We start from the raw sequence: 20,006 nt of genomic DNA on the forward strand, positions 1-20,006 counted from the left end.
TCATGGCAGCATCCATGACCCAATCCGCAGTCTCGGATTCAGCGGATTCGAAGGCGATAGTCGCCCGTCTCAGCCAGGTCTCCTTCTCCTATGACGGAGGCCAGAACTGGGCCTTGGACCATCTGTCCATGGAAGTGCATGCAGGCGAGCATCTGTGCATCCTGGGAGCGAATGGTTCCGGCAAATCCACGCTGGGAAGCGTCCTCTCAGGTGCGACGGCACCTGACCATGGTCAGGTCGAGCTTATGGGCCAGACGGTCTGTTCAGATACCCCGAATCAAGGCCGACGGATCGACGCTGGAGCCTACCGGCAGGCACGTCGGCGCATCGGCATGGTCTTCCAAAACCCCGAGGACCAGATTGTGACCACAGTCGTCCAGGACGACGTGGCTTTTGGACCCGAGAATCTGAGCATGCCCCGTCAAAAGATGCTTTCCTGCGTGCCAGCAGCACTGAAGCAGGTGGATCTGCAGACGCGGATGAATGATGATCCCACCCGCATGTCTGGCGGACAGCAGCAACGACTGGCCTTGGCCGGCAGCCTGGCCATGAATCCAGGCATGATGGTGCTGGACGAACCTGGCGCCATGCTTGATGCTGCCGGCCGGCAGGAGATTCAATCAATCCTTTGTCAGCTGACAGCCCAGGGCACGGCCGTCGTCCACATCACCCACCTGCTCGAGCAGGCCAGGCAGGCTGATCGAGTCCTCGTGCTTGACCATGGGTGCATCGTCGCATGCGGAAGTCCGAACCAGATTCTGAACAGACAGGATCTGCCTGCCCTTGTTGGCGAACCTGACCCAATTCCGCTAACCCAAAGCGGGGTATCAAATACGGGTCCCAAGACCACGGTCGGCAACCACGCTATTCCCATGGTCAAGTTGTCGGATGTCTCTTACAGTTTCCCGGATGCCGACAGCAAAGCCCTTAGCCATGTGAATCTGGAGCTTGCGGCAGGACAGACCCTGGCCATTATCGGGCGCAACGGATCCGGCAAGTCCACCCTGGCCAGGCTCATCTGTGCCCTGGCCGCTCCCGACAGCGGATCCATACGGGTGGCCGGCCTGCCCTTGGCCGGACCCGATCGGCCCAAGGCCAAGCATCTGCGACGCCAGAATCTGAAGCTTCTGCGCCAAAGGGTCGGCTATGTCATGCAATACCCCGAGCATCAGCTTTTTGCGGATACCGTTGCCCAGGACATCGCCTATGGTCCACACAACCTGGGCTATGGGCCTGAGCAGGTGCAACATCGGGTGGATGATGCCATGAAACTTCTGGGCATCAGTGATCTGGCCGACCGTTCTCCCTTCGACCTCTCAGGGGGTCAGCGGCGCCTAGTAGCAATTGCCGGAGTTGTAGCTTGCAGCCCGCAATTGCTGGTTTTGGACGAGGCCACCGCCAGTCTCGACCCCCAGGCCTGCGCACGCATCATGACGCTGCTTCGAGTGCTCCACCAACGTGGAGTCACCATCGTCATGAACACCCACACAGATCAGGAGGCCCTGGACCTGGCCGACCAGACCCTGCTCCTGGAGCATGGAAAAACGCTAGCCTATGGGCCCACTGCCGAAGTCGTGGAGCGCTACCATCAGCTGCTCGCCACAGATGCAGCGGAGAAGGAGGCTGCTGGCAAAGAAACTTCAGGCGGGAAAGCGGATCGCACCCAAGCCGACCAGAAACCCTTATCCTTGCTGGCGAGGCTGGACCCGCGAGCCAAGCTGGTGACCTTCCTCCTAGCCATGTTCACCGCCTTCGCCATTTCCACGCCGGCGCAGCTTGTTCTGGCGCTGGTGGTCACTGTAGGGCTCTTTGCCGCCGCCCGGGCACCACTGCATTCCATCATGAAATCAGTCAAGGGCTTTCTGGTCCTCATGCTTCTGCTGGCCCTGTTCAATCTCTTGGTCACTCAGACCGGCCGCAGACTGGCTGCCTGGGGTCCATTCGTGCTGACCACCGGCGGCATTTGGGTGGCTGTACTCTATGCCTGCCGCTTCATGCTGATCATTTTTCTGGGAGCGCTCCTGGTGGAGACCACCACCCCGACACAGATGACCGACGCTTGTGAATCCCTGCTGAGCCCACTGTCCAGGCTGGGCATCCACACCAATGAAATCGCCCTGGTCCTTTCACTGGCTCTGCGTTTCATCCCTACCCTAGGACGCGAGGTTCAGGCCATCGTGGAAGCCCAGGCAGCCCGTGGCGGATCCATCGAGTCCGGCTCGCTTTCGCAACGTCTTCATGCGGCCATGGCTATCACGGTTCCCGTCTTCGCCGGAGCCCTGCGCCACGCTGACAACCTGAGCCGGGCCTTGGATGCCAGATGCTATGAGGGCAGCCGTCAAGAGCGCACCCACTACCGCCTGCTGCGATTGGGCAGGATGGACTTCTTCTTTATCGCTCTCATGGCCGTCTATCTGCTGGCCCTGCTGCTGCATCCCCTGTTCTGAGCAGTCCGGCCTCGTGAGCAGAAGCACATGCCATGGTTCCTGACTCTGCCAACCGGACAAATTATGCCACTGAACAGGTTGGGTCCCCGCTGATCAGCCATCCATGCGATCAGCGGGGACCCAACCTGTTATCAGTAGGCCCAAAGGCCAAGTATTGATTGCATCTACCCTATTCCTGTATGATCCTCCTGTCCTGGCTGGAAAGCATGGCCTGATCCAGGAGTTCCAGAACATGGACACTCTCAGCCAGGGGAACCGGGTTGTCGGCCTTGCCTCGGAGGAAGTCACGCCAACCTTCGTAGAATGCCGGCTGCCAGCCCCGAACGGCCGGGAGTATATGCTCCTCACCCTCCCTGTCGATATAACAGGCAGTGGGGTCGGACATGACACCGAAGTGCGGATCATCAATCCGCATGCCTGCCTTGAGCTGGTCTTCCTCAGGGTCCTGATCGTTGATCTGCAAGGATCCCAGTGTTCCCTGAATAGTCAGTCGGGGTTGCCGTGTGGATTGTACAAGACCACCGACAATATGCGAGATGATGCCCTGCTGATGGGTAGCAGCGATGAAGAAATCATCAGGCACAACTGCATCCTCTCTCTGGGTGGACACTTCACCATAGATCGAGGTGACGGGACCAAAGAGCTGCACGACCTGATCAAGGGTGTGGGCGCCAAGATCAAAGAGCGCTCCTCTGGGTTGGTCATGCGTCTTCTGCTCGCGCCAGCCGGTTTCCACATTGGGGCGGAAAGAACCGTACCTGGATTCGACACGTATAATACGGCCCAGGTCCAATTCCTTCAGGTACTTGCTGGCTGTCAGAATTTCTGCATCATGGCGTCGGTTCTGGAAGGCCGCCGCAGGTGTACCGGTAGCCTGAGCCACATCAAGGATCTTGTTCGCCTCCTGACTGGAGCCGGCCACCGGCTTGTCAATGACCACAGGCTTGCCGGCCTGCATGACCCGGGTGGCAAACTCCAGGTGGGTATTGTCGGGGGTGCCTATGCTGACAGCATCGTAACGATCGATATCCTTGAAAAAATCATCGTTATTGTCATAGACCCGGGCCCGAGGATAAAGCTGGTGAACCTGGGCTGTAGCTCGCTCGTTATGAGTCACTACAGCCGACAGTTCCAGTCCTTCAGTCTGATCGATCATGTTGGCATGAAAGACCCGCCCTACAAAGCCAAAGCCTATGAGGGCAATCTTGAGATTGTGATTTTGCTCTTGTCCCATTATTTACTCCTTCCACACCCTCCCATGATTGCCATGAGACAGAAGGGACTTATACACCGAGATGCTCTCTTAAGTACCGACGTGCAGTAAGGGCGCTCTTCAACGGGTCAGCCTTGGCTGGGTCCTGCTCGGCCTCTACCATGAACCAACCGTGGTAACCCCCATCAAGCAGGGGTTGAAGAACCTTCTTAAAGTCGGTGACCCCATCCCCTGGCACGGTGAACACACCCTCCAAGATGGCCTGGAGGAAGCTCAGCTTCTCGTCCTTGACGCGCTGAAGGACATCAGGCCGAATATCCTTCAGGTGGACGTGTCCGACCCTCGAAGCGTAGCGCTTCACGATGTCAACCGGATCCTCCCCCGAAAAGAGCAAATGGCCCACATCGACCAAGAGCTTTACCTTGTCAGGGTCAGTCCCTTCCATCAGGCGGTCAATCTCGCTGGTGGTCTGCACACCCGTACCCATGTGGTGGTGGTAGGAGATTTCCATACCGACGTCATGGGCCAGATCTCCGAAACGGTCAAGGCCACGGGTCAGTTGATCCCATTGTTGACTGGTATATTCAGGCTTGCCATCGAAGATCGGCGTATGCATTTGGCCCTGAATGGTATTACCCTGTTCAGCTACATTGATCATCTTGGCACCCAAAGCGTGGAGATAGTCGCGGAAGGCGATGAAACTCCGCTCGTTCTCCTCCCAGGTTTGCGTAGTCAGATAGGCGCTGAACCAGGCACTGGCAATGCTGATCCCCCGCATCTGAAGCTGCTCCTTCAAAACCTTGGGATCCTTGGGGTACTTGTTGCCAATTTCAGTGCCTTCAAACCCGGCCAGAGCGACTTCGCTCAAGATCTGCTGATAGGGAGTTTCGCCACCCAGCTCGGGCATGTCGTCATTGGTCCAACTGATCGGAGCCATGCCCACGCGAATTGCCGTATTCTTGTTTGTCATCATTTCACCCAATCATTCGTCTGCCTGAAGCTACTTGATCATGATGGTCAGCAGGTTTTTCATGGTCTGGGCCACCATGCCCATTTCGTGCTCGTTGGCCCTGTCGGAAAACATCTCGGAGCAATACCAGCCGTCATAGCCTGTGGCCTTGATCGCATCAATCCACTCCTGCAGAGGGATGCACCCGCCACCATTGACCACATTGCGGTGCACATCCTGGTTGGGGACCTCTCGGCCCCTGTCGATTTCCAACCCGTCAGAGACGTGGACGGCAGTGATGATCTCCGGCGGTATCTTGGCTACGTCCTCCAGGGTGTCACCGGCGGTCCAGAAGTGCCAGGTATCCACGGTGATACCGAAGTTGTCCCGGTTGACCTTATCGACAATCTGCAGCAACTGAGAACACCGGCTGATCGGCGCCCAGCAGAGAGGCTCCAGGTAGATGCCCAGCCCGTACTGCTTGGCGATGTCGCAGGCCAGCTGAACATTATGCGCTGTTACATCAATGGCTTCCTGCTCGCTTAAACCGAGGGGGCCCCGCCAACGCGGATCATCTGCAGCCAATTTGCCGGCATTGTAATCCATGACCACGTTCCAATCCACTGGATCCGTGCACATTTGAACGGCTGGAGCACCGATGACCTGGGCTATCTGGCACATCCTTTCAACCTCTTTAAGGTACTCTGCCCGGTCTTCTTCAGTCCTCCTGGTGATCCCCTGAATAGCCCCCAGTCCGCTGACCGGAAAACCATCCAGAATTTCAGCTGCATCCTGGGCGGTATAGCCCTGATCGAGAAAACGGTAGAGCTTGGGGCTCTGCATCTCTATGCCGTCGAAGCCGGCCTCCTTGGCAAAGCGTACGTCATCATAGACATTGCCGTAGAAGGTGGTAGTTACGTTCATTGATAATCGTGCCATCATTGACTCCTTTGTTGTGGTGGCTCGGCGCAGGCTTGTCCTGCAACCGTGAGGCTTCCATTGAGGTTCTGGAAACCTACGCTTCCTTGATTAATTGTTCGATGGTCTGACGTTGATACACGGAAGTATCATGGGCGGTCTCGTCCTCGGCGAAGACGTTGGAGACGATCAGGGAATCCTCCCTGTCCAGGAAACCGTTGGTCTTGAGTGCCTGGAAGAGATCCTTGAAATCCACATCCCCGTCACCCACCTTCAGATGCTGGTGGACCCGTGCGTTGGTCCCTGGAGGATTGGAGATATAGCGCAAGCCGTGTGAACGGTTGTGGTCATAAGCATCGGAAATGTAGACCGAACGCAACTTGGTAGATTCCGCCTGGGTGATCTCGTGCACTGCATTCCCGTAGTGGAAGGTGTGCGAGGACACGTAGACGGAACCGACCAGGTCTGAGTTGAGGCCGCGCAGTACGCGATGCGCATCCATGCCATTTTCCACAAAATCATACGGATGGGGGTCAAAGTTGATCACAATCCCCTCCCGCTCAAGCAAGGGTAGTATCTCCTCCATGGTCGAGTAGAAGCCGGCCTCCGACTCCTCATAGCGCTCGGGGATGCCGCTGAACTCACTGTTGATGATATGGATCCCCAAGATGGCCGCAATCTCGATTGCCCGCTTCCAATTCCGCACAGCCCACTGACGTTCCCGCTCGTCCGGCCATGAGGTCCGGTAGACGGGCAGCAGGGAGACCAGTTCGACGCCGGCGTTCTTGCAGGCCTTAGCCAGATCGTGGACCAGTTCGTCATCAGCCTTAGGGTGAGTGTAGAAGGGCAGGAAGTCATCATGCGGGGCCAACTGCATGTACCGGTAGCCTGCATCAGCCACAGCTTGCGGCAGTTCCAGCAGTTTGTAGTCGTAATAGAAGGGGGTGGGGTCAAGTGCAATCTTCATAAGTATCAGCTTCTTCCTTTTGCCCGCTTACAGGCGGGCGATAATATCCTGAGCAACTTCTTGCGTGGACCTTGACCTGCTTGCATTGGCAGCAACGTCTTCTTCCACGGCCCGCTGGATGCGTTCAGCAGCCTGGTCATACCCGAAGTGCTCCAGCAGCATGGCTCCAGACAGGATCGAGGCTGTCGGATTGGCGATCCCCTTGCCAGCGATGTCAGGCGCTGAACCGTGAATGGGCTCGAACATCGAGGGGTGTTCGTCAGTGACGTTGATATTGGCTGAGGCTGAGTATCCAATGCCGCCAACCACGGCCCCCGCCTCATCGGTGAGCACGTCGCCAAAGAGGTTGTCGGTGACGATGACGTCGAATCGCGAAGGATCCGTCACCAGAAAGATTGTGCAGGCGTCCGCATGCAGATAGTCCCAGGTCACATCGGGGTAATCCTGCGCCACCTTATCCATGATGTCGAGCCAGAGGGCACCGGCATGGGGCAGGACATTGGTCTTGTTGACCATGGTCACATTGCGCTTGCCCCCACGCTTACGCGCTAAATCAAAGGCATAACGTACCGCCCGCTCGACGCCGAAAGCCGTGTTGAGGGAGGTCTCGGTAGCAATGGCCTGGTCAGTGCCCCGACGAACGTACCCTCCCATTCCCGAGTAAAGGCCTTCAGTCCCTTCCCTGACCACGGCGAAGTCGATCTGTCCTGGATTCTTCAGCGGCGAGCTTACACCTGGATAAAGTTTGGTCGGTCTTAGATTGACAGCCTGGTCAAAACTGAACCTGAGTTTGAGCAAGAGGCCGCGCTCCAGAATCCCGGAACGGACTCGAGGGTCGCCCACAGCCCCTAGAAGGATGGCATCCTGCTGCCCGATGGATTCCAGATCCTCATCATTGAGCAGGGTGCCGTCACGCAGATATCGCTCAGCCCCCAGGTCGTAGTCCACGTAGTTCAGCCTTACCTGGTCGCCGACGGCTTTGCCCATGACCGCCTGGGTCTGCGGAGTAACCTCCCTGCCGATGCCATCTCCCGGGATAACCGCTATATTGATTATCTTCCCTACGTCACTGTCTGCCATATGTTTAACCTACCATTATCATTTTCTAATGTATATAATCAATATTTATGAGTAAACTGTGAGAATTCCTAATAATTCTACGATGGTATTCCGAATATCGGATTTATATTCTCAGAATTTACTTTTGTCCCTCCATTGGGAGACGAGGGTCAAGCGGGACTGCTTCTACGGCTTGGTAGATCCAGTTCTGTCCGGGGTCAATGGTGACCTTCCAGTCACGCTCTCCACCTCCCGCCATGACATTGAGATAGTAGAGGTCGAAGCCAGGGGCTGCAATGGAGGGGCCGTGCCAGCCGTACGGTATCAAGACCGTGTCACCCGGCTGTATCTGAGTGAGGATATCAAGTGGCCTGTCGTCCGAGGCAGACGCACCCTGATAGCCAAAGGGCCTCACCCCCTCTGGAGCCCCCGGCAGGGGCTGCATGTCGAAGTAGTATATTTCCTCCAAAGCAGTCTCATCCGGACCGGCCTGATCATGCTTATGCACCGGGTAGGAGGACCAGGACCCGCTTGGGGTGATGACTTCACAGACCAGAAGGCGTTCGGCCTGGATATTATCCATCATTCCAAAGTTCCTGGCTTCGCGGGAGATAGGCCCATTGCCGCGCAGGGCGACGTCAACATCCTGCGCTGGAACAAGCTGGTCCGGGAAATGGGTTGTGGCAGGCGCCGAGGCAACCGCCACCCGGCCAGCCTGGACTGCTCGAATGGTCAAGGGGCTGTCACAGCCGATATAGACCGTATCTGTGGGGGTGCTAAACACGTCATGACGACCACGAAGGTGATAGGTACCCCTGGGAGAGGTCACATCATAGGAACCGCTCAAGGGCACCACCATACGTTCCCAGGCTCCGGCAGGCAGACTCACCTGCTCCCCCTGGTTCAGCCTAGCAACCTGCAGACCCGCATATTGCCAGCCCGATACCGCCTGGCTGTCCTGAGCACCCAGAGAAACTTCCCAGTCTCCCTGTGATGCACTTCCCTTGGGGTATACCCATCGTGTCATATTCATCCCTCCATTGTCTTTTCGCCTATATCGGCTGCGTGCTTGACTTTTGCCTGACCTGCCCGGTTCTATTGGGCTGAGACGAACTCCTTCAAGGTAGCTGTGACCAGAGAGTGGTCATAGATCGAGGGCAGCCCGGAGACGGCTGTAACCCCAAACACCAGGCCACTGGGCAAAAGAAGCGGGAAAGCTCCGCCATGCGCCGCAAAGTCGTGTGCATTCCTTCGTGAGCTCACGTCAAAATCCTCCTCCTTCTGCTGAAAGTCGGTGCCTACATAGAGTGAGGCATGGCCATAGGCAAGCACCACATTCCCCTTGCGCTCAGCCCAGGCGTCATTGTCTTCTGCAGCCCCGGGAATGGCCGCATGGAAAGCCCTCTGCAAACCCAGGCGTATATCGATGGCGACCGGCAACTGCAGGCGGTGGGCTGCAGCGTAGATGGCGCTGCCTACCTCCCAGGCATCATCCACGCTAAAGTCGCTGAATCGCAGTTCCTTCTCCTGAGACTCGATAAACTGTTTACGCTCGGCAAGCTTGCCCTCGTTGGCATCGAATATTGCCTTGTACTCGTTATACCTTTTCACTACGGCATCAACTGAAATCTGTTTCATCATGACTCCTTTGTATTCATCTGAGTTATATTCCAATCCTTATTGGAATTACGAAAATTCTTATCGTGCAGTGCGAGACCTACTACTTATGAGGTCTCATCCCCTGCACTGGGCGAAGGCCTGCCCAAAGGCTTGGAGGGCCTTATCGCTGTCGCCTGATGCATACCCCTCCATCCCGATTGGGCCAGTGAAATCAGTCTCATTGACGGCTGCCGCCACCTGTTCCCAGCGCACCTCCCCGGTGCCCGGCTCGCACCGGCCAGGGACATCGGCCGCCTGGAGCTCACCGATATAGGTGTTGGCCTCCTTGACGGTCTCGATGAGATGGCCATCATCCTCCTGGGCATGGTAGAGGTCCAGCATCAGTTTGAGGTTGGGGCTGTCGACACGCTTGACCAGGGTCAGCGTTTCATAGCTATGGCAGAAGGGGACATGCGGATGGTCAACCCTCGAGTTGAGATTTTCCAGCAGGTAGGTCACCTGATTCTCCTGGCCCAGCTCGGCGAACCTCGACAGGGTGTCATAGGCGTTGAGCCACATATCGGGAGTGACCCGGTCAATCCACTTGGCTGCCTTGCCATCGACCAACTCAGCACCGTGGATTACAAGCTTGTCGATGCCAAGATCCTTCAATTCCGGCAGGATCTCTTTGGCGGTCCGCAGCATCTCTTCGCTGTCATCGGGATAGGCAAGGTTGCCATGCACGTAGCCCTGAGCACAGTTGATGGGCACCCCGGTAGCCTTCAGCTTGTTCAGATCATGACTGTAGTGGGTCCAGATATCCACTCCGAAGCCCATCTGGTCAATCCGCTTGATTCTCTCCTCGATAGGAAGATCCAGATAGACCATTTCAGCGCAAATCGTCAATTGATTGTGTGCCATCGTACTATTTCCTTTCCTTATGACCGCCCACCTGCCGGCAGGCAGTCCTGTTCATTCAGAGTTCCTGTTCAAGCTTCCGCTTTTGCAGTGCGGGCCCTCGCCTCCTGTTCAATCTGCTCCAGGCTCTTCCCCCTGGTCTCCGGAATGAAGGCCTTGGTAAAGAAGACGGCTCCTACATTGATGAGTGCGAAAATGAAGAAGGTGACCGCTCCCCCGACCGCGTTGAGCAGGGGAAGGAAGAGGAGGGAGATGATAAAGTTTGCCGCATTCATGGCCACATTGGCATATCCCACGCCCTTGCCGCGGACCTTTGCCGGGAATACCTCAGCAATGAGCAGCCAGGTCACCGGCGAGACCATGCCCTGGGCGAAGGCGAGATCAAACATGACCAGACCGATGAGGAGCCAGGACATGCTGGTGGATGGATGGTTGGGGTCGATAAAGAGATAGCAGACCCCTACCAGGGCCAGGAAGACAGAGACCCCGCCCAGGCCGACCATCAGTGCAGTGCGGCGGTTTATCTTGTCGATAAAGCCGAGGCCACCGATGACGGCAGCAACAGACGAAACAATCATGACCGGAACCATGGCGATAATCGAGTTATCAGGGTCGATGCCCAATGTGGAAGAGAACATGGTAGGAGCGAAGAAGTTGATGGCGTTGGAGCCGACCAGCTGGTTTATCAGGGCTGCACCAACTCCTGCGATCAAGACCCTACGCAGCCAGGGGGTAGAGAAATTCTCCTTGGCCCCCTTCGTCTCATTCTTTTCCGCCGCCTGGAAGGAGGTGAAAGTCTCCTCCGCCTCGGACTTTGGACGAGTTTCCAGCAGGAGCTTGACTGCCTCGGTTTCCATACCATGCCTGGCAAGGAAGCTTGGCGTTTCATGGACAAAAATTGCCGTTATGACCAGTAGGACGGCTGGAACCACAGCCGCCCAAACCATGGCATGCCAATCTGCCTTGACTGCCAGGACAGCGTTGACCAGTGAGGCGAGCAGCTGGGAAATATTGATCATGACCGAATTGACCGAAACCAGTCGGCCACGCTGCGCGGATGGCGCCATCTCACCAAGATATATGGGGATCACACAGGAGGTCGTCCCCACTGCAAAGCCTACGATCATCCGGGAGAAGGCAAAGAAGGCGATGTTGGTTGCCAGAGCGCACATTAGCGCCCCGACCAGAGCGAGAAGAGCCCCATAAAGGATCAGTCGCTTGCGCCCCAAGCGGTCTGCCAAGTTGCCGCCACAGAAGGAACCAACAGCACACCCCAGGAGCATGACCGCAGTGATGATGCTCTGATTCCAAGCGCTGAGCTGATTATTGGACCCGTCAAAATTCATCGTTACGAGCGCCCCAGACAGGAAGGTTAGCGTATAGCCATACAGTCCCCCGCCGAAAATTCCCACCACAACCATTATGGTGACATAACGTTTGCGGTTGCGGGCCAAGGCTTCGACATCCATGTCTTGGGAGGCCTCTTGAAATGTTCCCATGTTTATTCCTGCTTCCCATTAACACCAAATTTGACACCGTTATCAAATTTCGGTCAACATGTTCAGTATACGAAATAAAATGCAAAAAAGGAAATCAAAAAGGCAAAAAACTTATGTTTTTTCAGAAAACCATCCAAGAAATAGGAATATGGCCTAGACAGTGGGCTTGTTGGGACGTTTTTAACGGCAAAATTACCCGCAGACAGCCTGAGCCAGCCTTCGAACGCCACTGCCTCCTTCAGGGCTGGGCATCAAGCCTGAGAATGGGACGAGTTTCCCAAAAGCTGACTTGATCCCAGCCGGTCTACATAGGCCGTGAGCTGTCCTGCCAGTTCTTCACAGCGCGGCATCATCGCGTCCGCGAATCCTCCGGTTGATAGGGCTCCGACCACCATGCCATCCTGTTTAGAAAAGATAGGGACACCAATCGAGGCCACACCGATGGTGATGTCCTCATTGGAAATAGCGAATCCTCTCTCCCGAATCTGCTTGATATCGGTACGCAGAGCGCTGGCAGTGACCAATGAGTTCTCATTATAGCCCGCAAAGGGGGCCTGTTTCAGGTAGTCATTCTGGATCTGCTCATCGGAATAGGCCAGGCAAACCCGGCCAGCAGCACCGGCGAAGAAGGGCAAGGTACCACCCGGCCGCAGGATCAGCGCGTCAATGCTGGGCCCCTGTGCGCATTCCACGCAGACGGTTTCGAAGCCACTGATGACGGTCAGGAAAGTCGTCTGCCCGGTAAGAGTCGTCAACTCAGCCAAGAGTTCATAGGCATTGGGCCATTCAGTCAAGGAGCTGCGCGCCACATCAGAGAGATTGAGCCAGCTTAAACTCAGTGAATACGTATCGTCCTGGTTGGCCTTGACCAGACCGACTTGGACCAATCCATCCAGAATCCTATAGGCGGACGAGCGGGGAATGCCAGAGGCAGCCGCCACTTCTGCAGGCCCGATACCGTTGTTGTCAGCCAGGACGTCGATGATCTTCCCAGCCTTGGAAAGGGCTCCGGTCGGCTCCTGATTGCTGGCCTTACTGCTCGCTCTTACCATCGAACCTTCCCTCTTCGCCATCAACCACATAGCCCAGTCCCTGCGATATCTCCCCGGCAGCTTGGAGCAGGCTGGTCACCTCACGCAAATCGGCACCTGATTCAACCAAAGCCCTACTGGATCGAGACAGCCCGCTATAACAGGCCGCAGCCCTGATGTGACCAGCATGATCGAAGATCGGGGCTGCCAGGGTTAGCGCCCCTGGTACTGTTTGGTCAACATCGTAGGCATACCCTCGTTGGACCACCTTTTCAGCCATCTGCATCGAGCGCTCCCGGAAGGTGGACAACAGCCCACCGAGGTCAGCGTTGTAGCGATAGTGCTCGATCAGGCGCTCAAAACGCGCTTGATCCAAAAAGGCCAGAAGCACGTCTGAAGGTGCACCCAGACTAATCGGCAACGAATAGCCGATCTGAGGCGAGCGCAATCGACTCTGCCCCAGGAAAGTCATCTGCACGCAGACCGAGCGCACATAGTGGCGGACAAAAAGGCTCCAGCTGCCGTTCGAGCCCTCCTGCCTTTTAAAGACATGTCTTGCGATGCTTTGCACATCCAGCCTCGCCTCGATACGGCCGCCAATGCGCACACAGGCGATGCCCAATCGGTATTCGCCGCGATGCAGGCCATGATCCACCCAGCCCAAGGTCACGAGATTGGAGAGCAGGCGATAGGTGGAGCTGGCAGGTTCGTGCACATAGGCGCTGATTTCATGGATGCTGGAGGGGCCAAGTTGTTCCAGAGCGTCAAGCACTGCCTTGGCCTTAGTCAGGGTGCCAACGCTGTGTCCCGAGTCAGATTCGGTACCTTGCCTCAAGGCACCCTCCTTCTTGTCCTAAGTAAACTATCCATGCCCAGTGCACATTATATGGTGTCAGCAGGCTATCTTCCTCACAACAGGGCCCACTCCCGATTGGCACTGAGCCGTGCCAACCTGCACCCATCCTCCCGGGTTTGCAAATCGAAAGGCTCAGAGAATCAGGGCACCAGCAGGGTGTACTTGGTGGTCATATATTCAAAGATGCCTTCGGCTCCTCCCTCTCTGCCGACACCCGATTGCTTGACTCCGCCAAAGGGAACCGTGGCATCGGAGAGCACGCCGGAATTGATGGCCAGAACACCGGACTCACTACGGCGCTGCATGAGTTCACTGCGCTTGATCGAACTGGTATAGGCATATGCCGCCAGCCCGTACGGCGTGTCGTTAGCAGCCTGGATGCCTTCCTCGTCGCTGCCAAAACGGCTCACCGCCAGGACAGGCCCGAAGATTTCCTCGGCATATACCCGAGCCTTGCGGGGGACCCGGTCCAGGAGCGTCGGCTGGAAGTAGCGTTCTCCATGCTCATCCCTGTGACCGCCGACAATCAGCTCCGCTCCCTGACTGACTGCCTCATCGACTAGGCCGCCAATGCGCTCTACGGCCTTGACGTCAATCAGGGGGCCGATATCGGTTGCCTCATCCATACCGTCACCCACGACCAGGGCCTCGATGCGATCCTTCACCTTGGCCACAAACTCATCGGCAACCCCATCCTGGACCAGAATCCTGTTGGCTGAGGTGCAGGCCTCCCCATAGTTGCGGAATTTGGCCAGCATGACCCCGTCAACAGCCGCGTCAATGTCGGCATCATCAAAGACCACAAAGGGGGCGTTGCCGCCCAACTCCATGGAAGTGCGCAGCACATTGTCGGCCGCCTGCTTCATCAGCTTGACACCCACAGGGGTGGAACCTGTAAAGCTCACCTTACGCAACCGCTGGTCGGCAAAGAGGGCATCTGAAATGTGGGAGGAATGGGAGGTTGTGATGACATTGACCACACCCTTAGGCACCCCTGCCTGTCGAAGAATCTCCACCAGCGCCAAGGTGGTAAGAGGGGTCAGCTCGGCAGGCTTGACCACCACGGTATCGCCGGCAGCCAGGGCTGGGCCAATCTTCCTGGTTCCCATGGCCAGCGGGAAGTTCCAGGGGGTAATCAGGTAGCAGGGGCCCACCGGATCGTGGGTGACCAGACCCTTGCGGCCGTCTGGCAGGTGGAAAGTCCTGCCATATTCACGCATGGCCTCCTCTGAGAACCACTTGAGGAAGCCGCCACCGTAGTCCACCTCCCCCAGCGCCTGCTTGAAACTCTTGCCCATTTCCCGGGTCATCAGCTCTGCAAAAATCTCCTTGTTGTCCATCAGGGCCTCATAGGCTGTTTGCAGAATGTTCCTTCGTTCTTCGGGCGTTGACTGACCCCAGGACTCTTGCGCCCGGTCAGCACTGTCCAGAGCCGCCAACGCCTCCTGCTTGTCCCCGTCTGATGCCTGGTAGAGCGTAGAGCCATCGGCAGGGTTTTCCACTGTAAATACCTTGCCACTATCGGCAGCCCCCCACTGTCCATCGATAAACAAACTCTTTCCCGACTGGGGAAGCACTGACTCGACCTTGTATTTCCACATACCGTCTACTCCTCACTTTCGCCGCTTCTTTGCAGCAATTACATTCTTCTGCGCGGATAAGCAACTACAACATACTAAATTTTAGACATTTTGTCCATTTAATGATATTTTTTGCATATGTAGTCAGTAGTATTTGATTCGACAGCCATGACCCAATCCGGTCCCAGACAGGAGGCAGGCAGGGCAAGGACGCCTGCAGGCATGAGCCGGTGGCTATTTGAGGGTATGTATACAAGAAAGCGAAGGATAAAGCGAAATGGTATCAACGATACGATTGACAGTCGGACAGGCCATTGTGCGGTTCTTGGAGGCGCAGCAAGTCACCCGCGACGGGCAGACCAACACCTTCTTCGGAGGTGCCCTGGGCATCATGGGACATGGCAATGTCGGTGGCGTTGGGCAGGCCTTTTTAGAAGAGAAAGAACGAATGCGCTTCATCCAAGGGCGCAATGAACAAGGCATGGGCCACATAGCCGTCGGCTACGCACGGCTCAAAAACCGCATGGGAGCCATGGTCGTGACCACCTCCATCGGTCCAGGAGCCGCCAACCTAGTAACTGCTGCTGGCACGGCAACGGTCAACCATCTTCCCGTCCTCCTGCTGCCCAGCGATATCTTCTCCACCCGTCGTGCCGGTTCAGTCCTGCAGCAGATAGAGGATGAACGCTCCTATGATGTTTCCGGCAACGACTCCCTGCGCCCCGTCAGTCGCTACTGGGATAGGATCAACCGCCCTGAACAGCTCCCGACAGCGCTCTTGGCAGCCATGGAAACGCTGACGAACCCAGCCAAGACGGGGGCGGTAACCCTCTGCCTGCCCCAGGATGTTCAGGCCGAAGCCTACGACTTCCCCACTTCCCTCTTCAAGGAACGCATCTGGAGAATCGGCCGGCCCCGAGCGGATGCGGACGCTTTGGCTGCAGCCGCCGAAGCCATACGTGCCAGTAAACGGCCCTTCATTATTGCCGGCGGCGGTACAGTCTACTCTTCAGCCAGCCAGGACTTGACCAACTTCATTGAACATACAGGCATCCCCGTTGGCAGCACTCAGGCCGCCAAGGGGGCTGTAGCCTATGAGCATCCATTGAACGTCGGACCCCTCGGCTCCATCGGACTCAAATATGCCAATCAGCTAGCACGCCAAGCCGACCTGATCATCGGCATCGGAACCAGGTACACCGACTTTACTTCAGCATCGAATACCATGTTCCAGGACCCCTCGGTACGCTTTGTCAATATCAACGTAGCCTCCTTCGATGCCAACAAGGAAGCAGCCATCGCGGTCGTCGGGGATGCCAGGGAGGCTATTCGTGAACTGGGCCGAGCCCTGAAAGACTGGCAAGTACCTTCTGACTACCGCAGGCAGGCGGAGGAGGCTGCAGATGAAGCAAGGGCGGAAGTCGTTCGGCAGACCCAGCATATTCCTGGAGACAACAAGCTCGGTCAAAAGGAGGTGATTGGCATTGTCAACAGTTTCGCCAAGCCTCAGGATGTGGTGGTCAACGCCGCCGGATCCATGCCTAGTGACCTGCAGAAGCTCTGGAGACCAGGATCCCCTCTAGGCTATTCAGTCGAATACGGATACTCCTGCATGGGCTACGAAATACCAGCTGGCCTAGGGATGCGTATGGCTGCACCAGATCGGGAGATCTTCACCTTCATCGGAGACGCGTCCTTCCTCATGTACCACCAGGATGTCCTCACCGCCATTCAGGAACATGAAAAAATCATCATTATTCTGGTCGACAATCACGGGTTCGGTTCCATCAACACCCTCTCCCATCAGGTCGGATCACAGGGGTTTGAAACCCGATTCTATATGAAGAATGAGCAGGGACTGGAGGACAAGGACCACTACCTGCCCATCGATTTCCCGAAGATATTGGAGGGGTATGGCGTACCCACCTATTGCCCCACTGACGCCGAGGAGCTCAAGGACGCAGTCAAGAAGGCCGTCGATGGCGAGACCATAGCTGCCATCTACGTGACGGTAGACCCTGTTGTCCGCGACGACTCATCCCAGGCCTGGTGGGATGTAGCGACACCCCAGGTGGCCCATATAGATTCCAGCAAGCAGGCCCACCAGGCCTATGAAGAGGTACGCACCAAGGAGCAGAAGCTTTACCTGTAAGTTTCACCCTCTCCAGGTCCAACCTATTGCTGGGCAGAAACCTGGAAATATCAATGATGGGGTGGGGAACACCTTTCGCGTTCCCCACCCCATCATTGTGCTTTACACCTTGGGTCCTCTGCTAAACAACCAGAGAGTACATCCTTGGCCTTTTTATTTATTCAGCTGAACCTTCTGCCGGTTCATCACCCAAGGGACGCTCTGCCCGCTCTACCTGGGAGGCGTCCTCAGAGAGATCGGCATCTGGGGTGGCAGACACTGGGGCTCCAACCAGTTCAGGCTCCTGGTTCTGTCCATCGGTAGAGTTAGCCGCATGACGGGGTCCCTCGAAGGGCTTGCCCGTGAAGGTGAACTCGCCTAAGATGCCCTCACCTTCTGCGTCGACCTGAACGGACTCATTGTCCGTAAGGTCGCCCATGAGGATCTTCTCGGAGACCGCATCCTCGATGTCCCGCTGGATGACGCGGCGCAGAGGCCGGGCACCCAGGAGCGGATCGAAGCCCTTCTCGGCCAGCAGATCCTTGGCCTTGTCGGTCAGATCCAAGGACATGTGGCGTTCGAAGAGACGATCATTGAGCTGAGCGATGTCCAGATCGACGATCTGACGGACCTGGGGCTCGGTCAGCTGCTGGAAGACAATGATGTCATCCAGTCGGTTCAGGAACTCGGGCCTGAACTGCTGCTTGAGCTCACTGGTCACCTGGTCCTTCATCCTCTGATAGGAGGTCTCGGTGTTGCCACTCACGTTGAAGCCGGTGTTTGCAGCCTTGGCGATGTCGCGGGTTCCCAGGTTGGTGGTCAGGATGATAATGGTGTTCTTGAAGTCCACCATGCGACCCTGCCCATCAGTCAGATGGCCGTCGTCCAGCACCTGCAGCAGGGTGTTGAAGATGTCCGGATGGGCCTTCTCGATCTCGTCGAAGAGGACCACGGAGAATGGCTTGCGCCTGACCTTCTCGGTCAGCTCGCCGCCCTCTTCGTATCCCACGTACCCCGGAGGGGCACCGAAGAGACGAGAAGTGGAGTACTTCTCCGAGAACTCGGACATATCCACCCGGATCAGGGCATCCTCATCATCAAAGAGGAACTGGGCCAGAGCCTTGGCCAGCTCGGTCTTGCCCACACCGGTGGGTCCAGCGAAGATGAAGGAACCTGCAGGACGCTTGGGATCCTTGAGGCCCACACGGGTACGGCGGATGGAGCGGGACAGGGCGGAGACGGCCTCATCCTGGCCGATGATCCGCTTGTGCAGCTCCTTCTCCATACCCAGGAGCTTCTTGGACTCGGCCTGGGTCAGCTTGAAGACCGGGATGCCGGTGGTCGAAGATACCACTTCGGCGATCACATCCTCGTCGACGACCATCTTCACGTCGGACTCGCCCTCGTGCCAGGCCTGCTCCTTCTCCTTGCGCTCGGCCTCCAGCTTCTCCTGGCTGTCACGCAGCTGAGCGGCCTTCTCGAAGTCCTGGTCCTTGATGGCCTGGTCCTTCTGGGCGGAGATACGATCCACCTTGGCATCCAGCTCTTTGAGCTCTGGCGGGGCAGTCAGCCGCTTGATGCGCAGACGTGCACCAGCCTCATCGATCAGGTCTATAGCCTTGTCAGGCAGGTTCCTGTCCTGAATGTAGCGTGCAGAGAGCTCAGCCGCCGATTGCAGGGCCTTGTCGGTGATGGTGACGTGGTGATGATGCTCGTAGCGACCGCGCAGACCCTTAAGGATCTCGATGGTCTGGGCGATTGTGGGCTCGGAGACCTGAATAGGCTGGAAGCGCCTCTCAAGTGCTGCGTCCTTCTCGATGTACTTGCGATACTCATCGGTAGTGGTGGCACCGATGGTCTGCAGCTCGCCGCGGGCCAGCAGGGGCTTAAGCATGTCAGAAGCGCCCAGGGCCCCGTCGGCCGAACCCGCGCCAACGATGGTGTGAATCTCATCGATGAAGAGAATGATGTCGCCCCGGGTCTTGATCTCCTTGAGCACCTTCTTCAGACGCTCCTCGAAATCGCCACGATATCGTGAACCGGCCACCATGGAACCCAGATCCAGCGAGTAGACCTGCTTGCCCTTGAGCGTCTCCGGAACATCGCCCTCATGAATCTTCTGCGCCAGGCCCTCGACCACGGCAGTCTTGCCCACGCCAGGCTCGCCGATCAGCACCGGGTTGTTCTTGGTCCTCCTGGACAGAACGACCATAACCCGCTCAATCTCGTTGGCTCGCCCGATGACCGGGTCCAGCTTGCCTTCAGCGGCTTCCTGGGTCAGGTTCCTGCCGAACTGGTCCAGGATGGCCGAACCGGTTTGCCCGCCCTTGTTGGCAACGCCGCCAGCATTTGCCAGATCGCCCTTGCCAGCGTCGCCACCTTCATGGTTGCCGCGAATCATGTCAATAGTGGCGGTCCGCAGATCGCCCAGATCCACACCCATCTTGATCAACACCTGGGTGCCGACGCCCTCACCCTCACGAATGAGGCCGAGGAGGATGTGCTCAGTGCCAATGTATGAGTGACCCAATTGAAGAGCTTCGCGCAGCGACAGCTCCAAGACCTGACGGGCGTGCGGCGTGAATGGGATGTGCCCATTGGGGACCGCATTGCCCTTACCGATCATCTCCTCAACCTGCTTGCGTGTGGCATCCAGTTCCACGCCCTTGGAGGCCAGGGCCTTGGCGGCAACACCGTCACCTTCCCTGATCAGGCCCAGGAGGAGGTGCTCGGTGCCGATGTAATTGTGCTGCAGGGTGCGGGCCTCTTCCTGCGCCAGCACAATCACCCGCCGCGCACGGTCGGTAAACCGTTCGAACATACTTGTCCTTCCCTTTGA

At 57.0% G+C, this 20,006-nt stretch carries 15 protein-coding genes; 2 read left to right on the plus strand and 13 right to left on the minus strand.

The annotated features are described in order from the left end of the window. The first annotated feature begins 14 nt into the window (after positions 1-14). Entirely contained in the window at positions 15-2,447 is a 2,433-nt protein-coding gene (locus H3T90_RS07140) for an energy-coupling factor transporter ATPase (protein WP_198230080.1), read from the plus strand. 169 nt (positions 2,448-2,616) lie between these two features. On the opposite strand, the gene H3T90_RS07145 is transcribed toward H3T90_RS07140, so the two are convergent. From H3T90_RS07145 to H3T90_RS07200, 12 genes are all read right to left on the minus strand, one after another. Continuing rightward, positions 2,617-3,681, minus strand: a complete 1,065-nt coding sequence (locus H3T90_RS07145; protein ID WP_198230081.1) for a Gfo/Idh/MocA family oxidoreductase — start codon at positions 3,679-3,681, stop codon at positions 2,617-2,619. Positions 3,682-3,730: 49 nt separating this feature from the next. Further along, positions 3,731-4,633 carry a myo-inosose-2 dehydratase gene (gene iolE, locus H3T90_RS07150; RefSeq protein WP_198208339.1) on the minus strand — a complete coding sequence of 301 codons (903 nt, stop codon included), beginning with the start codon at positions 4,631-4,633 and terminating at the stop codon, positions 3,731-3,733. 27 nt (positions 4,634-4,660) lie between these two features. Continuing rightward, positions 4,661-5,551, minus strand: coding sequence for a sugar phosphate isomerase/epimerase family protein (locus tag H3T90_RS07155; RefSeq protein ID WP_198230082.1), 891 nt, complete (start codon positions 5,549-5,551; stop codon positions 4,661-4,663). Between the two features lie 73 nt (positions 5,552-5,624). Then, positions 5,625-6,494, minus strand: coding sequence for a sugar phosphate isomerase/epimerase family protein (locus H3T90_RS07160; protein WP_198230083.1), 870 nt, complete (start codon positions 6,492-6,494; stop codon positions 5,625-5,627). 27 nt (positions 6,495-6,521) lie between these two features. After that, positions 6,522-7,574, minus strand: coding sequence for a 3-isopropylmalate dehydrogenase (locus H3T90_RS07165; RefSeq protein WP_198230084.1), 1,053 nt, complete (start codon positions 7,572-7,574; stop codon positions 6,522-6,524). A gap of 118 nt (positions 7,575-7,692) precedes the next feature. Further along, positions 7,693-8,580, minus strand: coding sequence for a 5-deoxy-glucuronate isomerase (gene iolB, locus H3T90_RS07170; protein WP_110425484.1), 888 nt, complete (start codon positions 8,578-8,580; stop codon positions 7,693-7,695). Between the two features lie 68 nt (positions 8,581-8,648). After that, positions 8,649-9,194, minus strand: a complete 546-nt coding sequence (locus H3T90_RS07175) for a heme-degrading domain-containing protein (RefSeq protein ID WP_082097768.1) — start codon at positions 9,192-9,194, stop codon at positions 8,649-8,651. A 93-nt stretch (positions 9,195-9,287) separates the two neighbouring features. Continuing rightward, positions 9,288-10,073 (minus strand): TIM barrel protein, encoded by a 786-nt coding sequence (locus H3T90_RS07180; RefSeq protein WP_046323111.1) that lies wholly within the window; start codon positions 10,071-10,073, stop codon positions 9,288-9,290. 68 nt (positions 10,074-10,141) lie between these two features. Then, positions 10,142-11,569 (minus strand): sugar porter family MFS transporter, encoded by a 1,428-nt coding sequence (locus H3T90_RS07185; protein WP_198230085.1) that lies wholly within the window; start codon positions 11,567-11,569, stop codon positions 10,142-10,144. Positions 11,570-11,820: 251 nt separating this feature from the next. Further along, the gene (locus H3T90_RS07190; RefSeq protein WP_181415120.1) at positions 11,821-12,621 is read right to left on the minus strand and encodes an IclR family transcriptional regulator; all 801 of its coding nucleotides are present in this window, start codon (positions 12,619-12,621) and stop codon (positions 11,821-11,823) included. After that, complete coding sequence (locus H3T90_RS07195; RefSeq protein ID WP_046323113.1) at positions 12,602-13,435, minus strand: IclR family transcriptional regulator; 834 nt, start codon at positions 13,433-13,435, stop codon at positions 12,602-12,604. The genes H3T90_RS07190 and H3T90_RS07195 overlap by 20 nt, the downstream gene beginning before the upstream one ends. Before the next feature lie 161 nt (positions 13,436-13,596). Continuing rightward, the gene (locus H3T90_RS07200) at positions 13,597-15,057 is read right to left on the minus strand and encodes an NAD-dependent succinate-semialdehyde dehydrogenase (protein ID WP_198230086.1); all 1,461 of its coding nucleotides are present in this window, start codon (positions 15,055-15,057) and stop codon (positions 13,597-13,599) included. Positions 15,058-15,313: 256 nt separating this feature from the next. Here H3T90_RS07200 and iolD point away from each other — a divergent pair, with 256 nt between their 5' ends. After that, the gene (iolD, locus tag H3T90_RS07205) at positions 15,314-17,188 is read left to right on the plus strand and encodes a 3D-(3,5/4)-trihydroxycyclohexane-1,2-dione acylhydrolase (decyclizing) (protein WP_198230087.1); all 1,875 of its coding nucleotides are present in this window, start codon (positions 15,314-15,316) and stop codon (positions 17,186-17,188) included. A gap of 157 nt (positions 17,189-17,345) precedes the next feature. Here the strand turns inward: iolD and H3T90_RS07210 are convergent, their stop codons facing one another. After that, complete coding sequence (locus tag H3T90_RS07210) at positions 17,346-19,988, minus strand: ATP-dependent Clp protease ATP-binding subunit (protein WP_232350638.1); 2,643 nt, start codon at positions 19,986-19,988, stop codon at positions 17,346-17,348. Positions 19,989-20,006: the final 18 nt, after the last annotated feature.

Origin of the sequence: Bifidobacterium polysaccharolyticum (assembly GCF_016101585.1) — a bacterium.
Classification (GTDB): Bacteria; Actinomycetota; Actinomycetes; order Actinomycetales; family Bifidobacteriaceae; genus Bombiscardovia; species Bombiscardovia polysaccharolytica.